Here is an 8066-nt window from a genome sequence, read left to right on the forward strand (position 1 = left end):
TTCGTCCAATATGGGTGCGATCGCGGGCGGGCGGAATGCCCGTCCGGTCACCGCATCAGGTCGAACGTGCCCGATACCCCTTCCGCCTGCGCCGAGGGGGCGATCCACAGGTCGAAGGTGCCCGGCTCCACGGTCGGCTTCAGGTCCAGCCCGACGAATTGCAGGTCGGCGCGGGTCAGGCGAAACGTCACCGTCTCGCGCGCGCCGGGGGCCAGCGCGACCTTGCGGAACGCCTTCAGCTCGCGGATCGGACGGGTGATGCTGGCGACACGGTCGCGGACGTACAATTGCACCACTTCCTCCGCCGCGCGGCGGCCGGTGTTGGCGACGGTGGCGGAGAACTCCAGCGTGCCGTCCCATGCCATCCGCGCGGGCAGTTTCAGGCCGGTATATTCGATCGTGCCGTAGGTCAGGCCGTGGCCGAACGGGTATAGCGCGGCATTGGGCGCGGTGCGGTAGCGCGCCTTGTACGGTTCCTTCATGTCGGGCGCGGGGCGGCCGGTGACCTTGTGATCGTAATGGTAGGGCGACTGCCCGCTTTCGTACGGGAAGCTGCACGGCAGGCGCGCGGACGGGGAATAGGCGCCGAACAGGACGTCGGCGATGGCATGGCCGCTTTCGGACCCCAGGAACCAGGTGACGAGGATCGCGGGCGCATCCTTCACCGCGCCCGCCAGCGCGAGGCCGCGGCCGTTCTTCAGGACGACGACGACGGGCTTGCCAGTGCGCGCGATGGCCTCCGCCAGTTCCTGCTGCGGCGGCGGCACGACGATATCGGTGCGCGACTGCGCCTCGCCCGACATGCCCTCCGATTCGCCGATCGCGAGGATCACGACATCCGCGGCTTGCGCCGCCGCGACCGCCGCGGCGATGCCGCCGGGCAGGGGCGCCTCGACCAGCGATCCGGGCGAGACGGTGACGTTGCCCGCGCCGACGACCGCGCGGATGCCGGTGGCCAGGTCGACCGCCTGCGCATTGTCGCCATATACCACCCACGGGCCGTTCAGGTCGTGCTGCCCGTCCGCGAAGGGGCCGACGATCGCGATCTTCCGCCCCTTCGCCAGCGGCAGGACGTCGCCGTCGTTCTTCAGCAGCACGATCGACTTGCGCCCCGCCTCGCGCGACAGCGCCAGGCTGGCCTTCGTCCGCGAGCGTGCCTTCTCGCGCTTCGCATCGATGCGGCGGAAGGGATCGTCGAACAGGCCCAGCATGTGCTTGACCGCCAGCACGCGGCGGACCGAGCGGTCGAGCCGTTCCATCGGCACGGTCCCGTCGGCGACGAGGCCGGGCAGGTATTTCATGTAATTGTCGCTCTGCATCGACATGTCGACGCCCGCCAGGAAGGCGATGCGCGTCGCGTCGCGCGAATCCTTCGCGAAGCCCGCGGCGATCATCTCCTCTTCGCCGGTATAGTCGCCGACGATGAAGCCCTGGAACCCCCATTCGTCGCGCAGCACCGTCTGCAACAGCCACGGGTTGCCGTGCGCCGGGACGCCCGACAATTCGTTGAACGCGGCCATGCCCGTCATCGCGCCGGCGTCGAACCCGGCCTTGTACGGCGGTAGATACGTTTCGCGCAAAGTGCGTTCGGACACGTCGACGCTGTTGTAGTCCAGCCCGCCCTCCGCCGCGCCGTAAGCGGCGAAATGCTTCACGCAGGCCATCATCGCGTCGTCGGCCTTCAGGTCCTTCCCCTGGAACCCCTGCACGCGCGCGACCGCGAACAATTCGCCCAGCCTCCGGTCCTCGCCCGCGCCCTCCATCGTGCGGCCCCAGCGCTGGTCGCGCGCGACGTCGACCATGGGGAAGAAGGTCCAGTCGATGCCCGCGCCCGCCGCCTCGTACGCCGCGACGCGCGCGGTGCGGCGCGCCAGGTCGGGTTCGAAGCTCGCCGCCTCGCCCACGGGCACGGGGAAGATCGTGCGATGGCCGTGGATGACGTCGGCGGCGAAGATCAGCGGGACCTTCAGCCGCGAATTCGCCATGACCGCGCGCTGCATCCGCCGCGCCATCTCCGCGCCGTTGCCGTTGAACACGCCGGTCAGCTTTCCCGCCACCGCATCGGCCAGCTGGGCATCGAAATTGCCCGCGTTCCCGGCGGGGTTGAGCGAGATCGCGGTGCCCCCGGCCCAGGCGGCGGCCATCAGGTTCAGCTGCCCCGCCTTCTCCTCCACCGTCATGCGCGCGATGAGCGCGTCGACCGAGGCGGGGACGGCATAGGCGTCGCCCGCGGCGAGCATCGCGCGTGCCGGGCTGGCCGCCCAGGCCGCGATCGCGCCCGCGCCCAGAAGGGCGCCCCGCCGCGTGATCGGCCGCGTGATGGTCGGGTGCGTCATCGGGAATCCTCTTGCCTGCGGCGATCGAATATCGCTTCTGTCGCGCGATGTAACCGGTTACGTAGCGGTAGCCCGGGTGAACGGGCAACGGAATTCGCAACAGGGGATGGCACGAGGCATGGGCTCCGCGACGATCCGCGACGTGGCACGCCGGGCCGAGGTATCGGTGGCGTCGGTGTCGCGGGCGCTGAACGGGCACGAGAACGTCCATCCCGACACGCGCGCGCGCGTGCGCGAGGCGGCGGCGGCGCTGGGCTACGTCCCCCATGCGGGCGCGCGCAGCCTGTCGCTGGCGCGGACGCAGGCGATCGGGATCGTCCTGCCCGATCTGTACGGCGAATTCTTTTCCGAAATCGTGCGCGGCATGGACCGCGAGACGTCGGCGCGCGGCTATCACCTGCTGCTGTCGAACATGCATGCCGATGCCGCCCTGGCGGCGCTGGCGATGCGATCGATGCGCGGGCGCGTCGACGGGTTGATCGTGATGGCGCCGCAGCTGGACGATGCGGGGCTGGACGCCGCGCTGCCGCCCGGCCTGCCCACCGTCCTCATCAACGCCGCCGACGGCGGGGGGCGGCCATTGCTGCGGGTCGACAACGCCACGGGCATCGCGGCGGCGATGCGGCACCTGGCGCAGACCGGGCGCCGGGCGCCGGTGCACGTCGCCGGTCCCGACGCCAATATCGACGGGCGCGAGCGGCGCGCCGCCTATGTCGCGGCGATGGCGCGCCACTTTCCGGACGCGCCGGTGCGCGTGGTAGCGGGCGATTTCACCGAGGAGGCGGGCGCGCGCGCCGTCGCGGAGCTGCGCGCGGGGGCGCCGTTCGACGCGGTGGTGGCGGCGAACGACATGATGGCGCTGGGCGCGCTGCACGCCTTGCGCGACGGCGGCGTGGACGTGCCGCGCGACGTGGCGGTGACGGGTTTCGACGACGTGCCGCTGGCGCGCTACCTGTCGCTGACCACGGTCCACGTCGACCTGATCGGGCTGGGCAGCCGGGCGGTCGCGCGGCTGGTCGACCGGTTGACCGGCGCGCCCGCCGACGATGCCGTCGAACTGATCGCCACCGACCTGGTGGTGCGCGCGAGCAGCGCGACGCCCGAAAGGACCGCATGACCCCGACCCGCCGAACCGTCCTGACCGCCGCGGCGACGCTGCCCGCCGCGTCCGCGCTGGCCCGCGTGCCGCGCCGCCCGAGCCTGCCTGCGCTGTTCGACGACATCGAACGGCGGACGTTCGACTATTTCTGGCAGACCGCGAACCGCGCCAACGGGCTGGTCCCCGATCGCTGGCCGACGCCGTCCTTCTGCTCGATCGCGGCGGTCGGATTCGCGCTGACCGCCTATCCGCTGGCGGTGGAGCGCGGGTGGATCGACCGGGCCGCGGCGCGGGAGCGGACGCTGACCACGCTGCGGTTCCTGTCCGCCCTGCCGCAGGGCGCCGGGGCGACGGGGACCGCGGGGCACAAGGGGTTCTTCTACCACTTCCTCGACATGGCCACGGGGCTGCGACACGGGACGGTGGAACTGTCGAGCGTCGATACCGGCCTGTTGTTCCTGGGCGTTCTGTTCGCGGGCGCGTGGTTCGACGGCGCGGACGCGGGGGAGGCGGAGATCCGGCGGCTGGCCGACACGATCGTCGGGCGCGCCGACTGGCGCTGGTTCACCGACGACCGCGGCACCGTATCGATGGGCTGGCACCCCGAAAGCGGCTTCATCGCGCGGCCGTGGGAGGGGTATAACGAGGGGATGCTGGTGTACGTCCTGGGCCTGGGTTCCGGCCTGCGCCCGCTGGCGGACGGGGCGTGGGAGGCGTGGTCGCGGACCTATCCCGCGTTCTGGCGCGGGGAGGGGGAGACCCGGCACCTCGCCTTCGCGCCGCTGTTCGGGCACCAGTACAGCCAGATGTGGATCGATTTCCGCGGTATCCGCGACGCGACGATGCGGCGCGAAGGCATGGACTATTTCGAGAACAGCCGCCGCGCGACCTGGGCCAACCGCGCCTATTGCATCGCCAACCCGATGCGGTGGACGGGCTATTCGCGGGATATCTGGGGCCTGACCGCGTGCGACGGGCCGGGCGATGCGACGATCGACGGCCGCACCTATTACGGATATGCCGCGCGCGGGCCGCTGGGCCAGCCGGACGAGCGCGACGACGGGACGATCGCGCCGACCGCGCCACTGGGCAGCCTGGCCTTCGCGCCGGAGATCGTCGTGCCCGCGGCGCGCGCGATGCGGCGCTGGCCCGGCCTGTACGGGCGATACGGGTTCCGCGACAGTTTCAACCCCAGCTTCCGGCGCACCGATCCGCCCTCCCCCGACGGCGTGGTCGGGCCGCAGGGGTGGGTGGCGAACGACTGGCTGGGGATCGACCAGGGCGCGATCCTGGGCGCGATCGCGAACACGCGGAACGAGGGCGTGTGGCGCGTGATGCGGCGGTCGCCGGTGATCCGGCGCGGGTTGCTGCGCGCGGGGTTCACGGGCGGGTGGCTGGGGGTGTGATCTATCACCACCTCCGTTCGCCCTGAACTTCGCTCAGCCCGAACGGATGTGGTGGAGAGTTCGTATCCATCACTCCCACGCCCGCTCGTCCACCGCATCGCGCAGGAACGCGACGAACGCCGCGACCGCGGGCGGCACCGTCGCGGCGGGGGGATGGACCGCCCAGATCGCGACCATCGCCGATCCCTGCCAGTCGGGCAGCACGCGCACCAACGTCCCGTCGCGCAAGGCGGCGCCGACGTCCCACAGCGAGCGCAGCGCGATGCCGACGCCGGTCAGTGCCAGTTCGCGCACCATCTCGCTGGAATTGGTCGCTACCGCGCTCGTCCCCGCGACGGTCGCGGTGCGGCCCGCCGCCGCCAGCCGCCACGGCAGCTGCCCCGCCGCCGCCAGCAGGCGGTGCGCGTCGAGGTCGGCGATGTCCCGCGGCGCGCCGCAGGCCGACAGGTAGCGCGGCGCGGCGCACAGGACGCGGCGGCTGGCGGCCAGGCGATGCGCGACCAGCGGCGCGGGCACCTCCGCGGCGATGCGGATCGCCACGTCCACCCGCGCCGCCATCAGGTCGACGAAGCCGTCCGACAGGTCGAGCGACAGGTCCACCGCGGGATGCGTGGCCAGGAAGCGGTGGAGATGCGGCGCGACGTGGAGGCGCCCGAACGAGGTCGGCGCGGTGACGCGCAACGGCCCCGCGGGGGCGGCGCGCGCATCGGTCAGCCGCGCCTCCGCCGCCTCGATCGCGGCGACCGCGGGCAGGAGGTCGGCGCGGAACCGTTCCCCCGCCGCGGTCGCGGTCAGCCGCCGCGTGGTGCGATGGAGCAGCGTGACGCCCAGCTTCGCCTCGAGCCGCGCGACGCGCTTCGACACCTGCGCGGGCGATTGCCCGATCGCGCGCGCCGCCGCCGACAGGCTGCCCGCCGCGGCGACGCGCAGGAACAGGTCGTAATCGGGATCGAGCGCCATCGCCGCGCACGCTATCCGCTTCCACGGCGGGAGGCGAGGGACTCGACACCCTGCCCATATGGTGTATTAAGGCAGCATGGCAGCGCTCAGCAGCGACGACAGTCCCGTCTACCTCCGCCTTCGCGGCACGATCGCGGCGGCGATCCTGCGCGGCGACTTTAGCGCGGGCGACCAATTGCCCTCCGTCCGCGCGCTGGCGGCCGAGCATGGCGCGAACCCGCTGACCGTGGCGAAGGCGTATCAGAGCTTCCAGGACGACGGCTATGTCGAGGTCCGGCGCGGCGTCGGCATGTTCGTGCTGGCGGGCGCGGCGGAGCGGTTGCGCGACGCGGAACGCAGCGATTTCGTCGACAACCACTGGCCGCGGATCCGCGCGCATATCGACCTGCTGGGCCTCGACGCCGCCGAACTGCTGGACCGTCAGGACGCCTGAACCGTTGTGGCGGGCATGATCCGCTATCTTCCCCTGACCCTTCTGGCCGTGCTGGGCGCGTGCGACCGCACGCCCGAGGCGCGCAACGACGCGGTGGTCGCGACCCCGTCGCCCGCGCCGACCCCGTCCGCGACCGCCGCGTCGCTCGACCGCTACGTCGACCGTTATCCGCTGGACGATGTCGCGGGCAAAAGCTTCCTCGCCGAGCCGCGCGTCGCCGCGCTGGTCGAGGGGGTGGTGCCGGATCGCGAGGTGCGGGCGCGGGTGCTGGACCGCGACGTCACCGCGACCCCCATCGTCCTGCGCGACGGGCGCATCCTGTCGCATGGGTGCGAGCCGCACAATTGCGGGGCGCACAACTGGACCATCGCGATCCGCCCGGACGGCGCGGGCGGGGCGGTATGCTATTACGACCAGGACCGGAACGTGGGGCGCTGGTACCCGGAGGGCGCCGGGGCGCCGGTGGTGGACGGGTGTCCGTCGGGGGATGAGTAGTCGCCTATAGCTCCCCCCTTTCAAGGGAGGGGAGCGAATATGCGCCAAGGGTTCCAACCCTTCCGCCAAACGGTTAACAGCCGCAGCGATGACGGTATCCGCCACCGACCTTCCCGCCAGCGGGCGTTTCGACGGTTCCACGCACCTGTTCCCGCTGCGCGTGTATTTCGAGGACACGGACCTGTCGGGCGTCGTCTATCACGCCAACTACCTGCGCTACATGGAGCGCGCGCGGTCGGACATGCTGCGCGTCGCGGGCATCGACCAGCGCGCGCATTTCGAGGCCGGCGGGGGCGCCTATGCCATCGCGGACCTGGCGATCCGCTATCATGCGCCGGCGCGGCTGGACGACGTGCTGCTGGTCGCGTCCGGGGTTCGCGGAGTGACCGCGGCGCGGGTCGTCATTCATCAGTCAGTCAGGCGCGGCGCGGTCTTGTTGACCGCGGCGCGCGTCACCGCGGCGCTGGTCGCGCCCGACGGGCGGCCCCGGCGCCAGCCCGGCGCGTGGATCGACCGATACCGCGCGCTCGTCACCGAAGGGGAAGAGACACCGTGAACGCCGCATTAGTCACCGATGCCGCGACGCTGTCGCCGATCGCGCTGTTCCAGCAGGCCGACTGGGTCGTGAAGGCGGTGATGCTGGGGCTGCTGGCGGCCAGTATCTGGACGTGGGCGATCATCGTCATGTTCCGCGTGAAGGTGGGCCGCATCCGCAGGGACACCGCGCGGTTCGAGGCCGATTTCTGGAAGGCGGACGACATCGACGCCTTCTACAAGGCGAACGGGCAGGCGGACCTGCCGTCCGCGCGCGTGCTGGCGGCGGCGGTGGCGGAATGGCGGCGCTCGACGCATGGCTCCACGATCGACCGCGACGGTACGCGCGAACGGCTCGCGACCGCGATGGGCAGCGCGGTGGCGAAGGAGATCGACGAATTGTCGGACCGGCTCAACATCCTGGCCACCGTCGGATCGGTCGCGCCGTTCGTCGGGCTGTTCGGCACCGTGTGGGGCATCATGCGCGCCTTCACCGCGATCGCCAGTGCGCAGAACACCAGCCTGGCGGTCGTCGCGCCGGGGATCGCGGAGGCATTGTTCGCGACCGCGATCGGCCTGTTCGCGGCGATCCCGGCGGTGATCGCGTACAATCGCTTCGGCCATGCCATCAACCGGCTGGAAGCGCGGATGAACCGGTTCGCGGACGGATTCCACGCGACGCTGTCGCGGCAGCTGGATGCGGAACGGTGAGGGGGGTGGTGTCGATCCTCCCCGGCATGGGGAGGGGGACCATGCGTAGCATGGTGGAGGGGGCGTGCCACCAGCGCTCCGTCCGCGGCACA

8 protein-coding genes are annotated in these 8066 nt (G+C 71.7%); 6 read left to right on the forward strand and 2 right to left on the reverse strand.

All coding sequences use genetic code 11. From position 1 onward, the window contains the following. Window positions 1–47: 47 nt before the first annotated feature. The gene (locus ASG29_RS07875; RefSeq protein WP_055982638.1) at window positions 48–2336 is read right to left on the reverse strand and encodes a glycoside hydrolase family 3 N-terminal domain-containing protein; all 2289 of its coding nucleotides are present in this window, start codon (window positions 2334–2336) and stop codon (window positions 48–50) included. A 118-nt stretch (window positions 2337–2454) separates the two neighbouring features. On the opposite strand from ASG29_RS07875, the gene ASG29_RS07880 reads away from it, so the two are divergent. Both ASG29_RS07880 and ASG29_RS07885 read left to right on the forward strand, forming a co-directional pair. Then, entirely contained in the window at window positions 2455–3453 is a 999-nt protein-coding gene (locus tag ASG29_RS07880) for a LacI family DNA-binding transcriptional regulator (protein ID WP_055982641.1), read from the forward strand. Next, entirely contained in the window at window positions 3450–4841 is a 1392-nt protein-coding gene (locus ASG29_RS07885; RefSeq protein WP_055982643.1) for a glucoamylase family protein, read from the forward strand. Before ASG29_RS07880 ends, ASG29_RS07885 begins: the two co-directional genes overlap by 4 nt. Window positions 4842–4910: 69 nt before the next feature. Here ASG29_RS07885 and ASG29_RS07890 read toward each other — a convergent pair whose 3' ends face one another. Next, a complete protein-coding gene (locus ASG29_RS07890) occupies window positions 4911–5801 on the reverse strand; it encodes a LysR family transcriptional regulator (RefSeq protein ID WP_055982645.1) in 891 nt (296 codons plus the stop codon). Window positions 5802–5877: 76 nt separating this feature from the next. Between ASG29_RS07890 and ASG29_RS07895 the strand changes: the two genes are divergently transcribed. From ASG29_RS07895 to tolQ, 4 genes are all read left to right on the forward strand, one after another. Continuing rightward, on the forward strand, window positions 5878–6234 hold the full coding sequence (locus ASG29_RS07895) for a GntR family transcriptional regulator (protein ID WP_055982647.1): 357 nt from the start codon (window positions 5878–5880) through the stop codon (window positions 6232–6234). Between the two features lie 15 nt (window positions 6235–6249). Continuing rightward, window positions 6250–6729, forward strand: a complete 480-nt coding sequence (locus ASG29_RS07900; RefSeq protein ID WP_055982649.1) for a hypothetical protein — start codon at window positions 6250–6252, stop codon at window positions 6727–6729. An 88-nt stretch (window positions 6730–6817) separates the two neighbouring features. Continuing rightward, a complete protein-coding gene (locus tag ASG29_RS07905; protein ID WP_055982651.1) occupies window positions 6818–7285 on the forward strand; it encodes a YbgC/FadM family acyl-CoA thioesterase in 468 nt (155 codons plus the stop codon). After that, window positions 7282–7974, forward strand: a complete 693-nt coding sequence (gene tolQ / locus ASG29_RS07910; protein ID WP_055982653.1) for a protein TolQ — start codon at window positions 7282–7284, stop codon at window positions 7972–7974. The genes ASG29_RS07905 and tolQ overlap by 4 nt, the downstream gene beginning before the upstream one ends. The last annotated feature ends 92 nt before the right edge of the window (window positions 7975–8066 follow it).

It is taken from the genome of Sphingomonas sp. Leaf412, assembly GCF_001425405.1.
Classification (GTDB): domain Bacteria; phylum Pseudomonadota; class Alphaproteobacteria; order Sphingomonadales; family Sphingomonadaceae; genus Sphingomonas.

What these genes read in the sequence shown, in the direction of transcription:
- ASG29_RS07880 (WP_055982641.1), top strand. Translation starts at nt 2,455, where the DNA reads ATGGGCTCCGCGACGATCCGCGACGTGGCACGCCGGGCCGAGGTATCG.
- ASG29_RS07900 (WP_055982649.1), top strand. Translation starts at nt 6,250, where the DNA reads ATGATCCGCTATCTTCCCCTGACCCTTCTGGCCGTGCTGGGCGCGTGC.
- ASG29_RS07905 (WP_055982651.1), top strand. Translation starts at nt 6,818, where the DNA reads ATGACGGTATCCGCCACCGACCTTCCCGCCAGCGGGCGTTTCGACGGT.
- ASG29_RS07890 (WP_055982645.1), bottom strand. Translation starts at nt 5,801, where the DNA reads ATGGCGCTCGATCCCGATTACGACCTGTTCCTGCGCGTCGCCGCGGCG.
- ASG29_RS07885 (WP_055982643.1), top strand. Translation starts at nt 3,450, where the DNA reads ATGACCCCGACCCGCCGAACCGTCCTGACCGCCGCGGCGACGCTGCCC.
- ASG29_RS07895 (WP_055982647.1), top strand. Translation starts at nt 5,878, where the DNA reads ATGGCAGCGCTCAGCAGCGACGACAGTCCCGTCTACCTCCGCCTTCGC.
- ASG29_RS07875 (WP_055982638.1), bottom strand. Translation starts at nt 2,336, where the DNA reads ATGACGCACCCGACCATCACGCGGCCGATCACGCGGCGGGGCGCCCTT.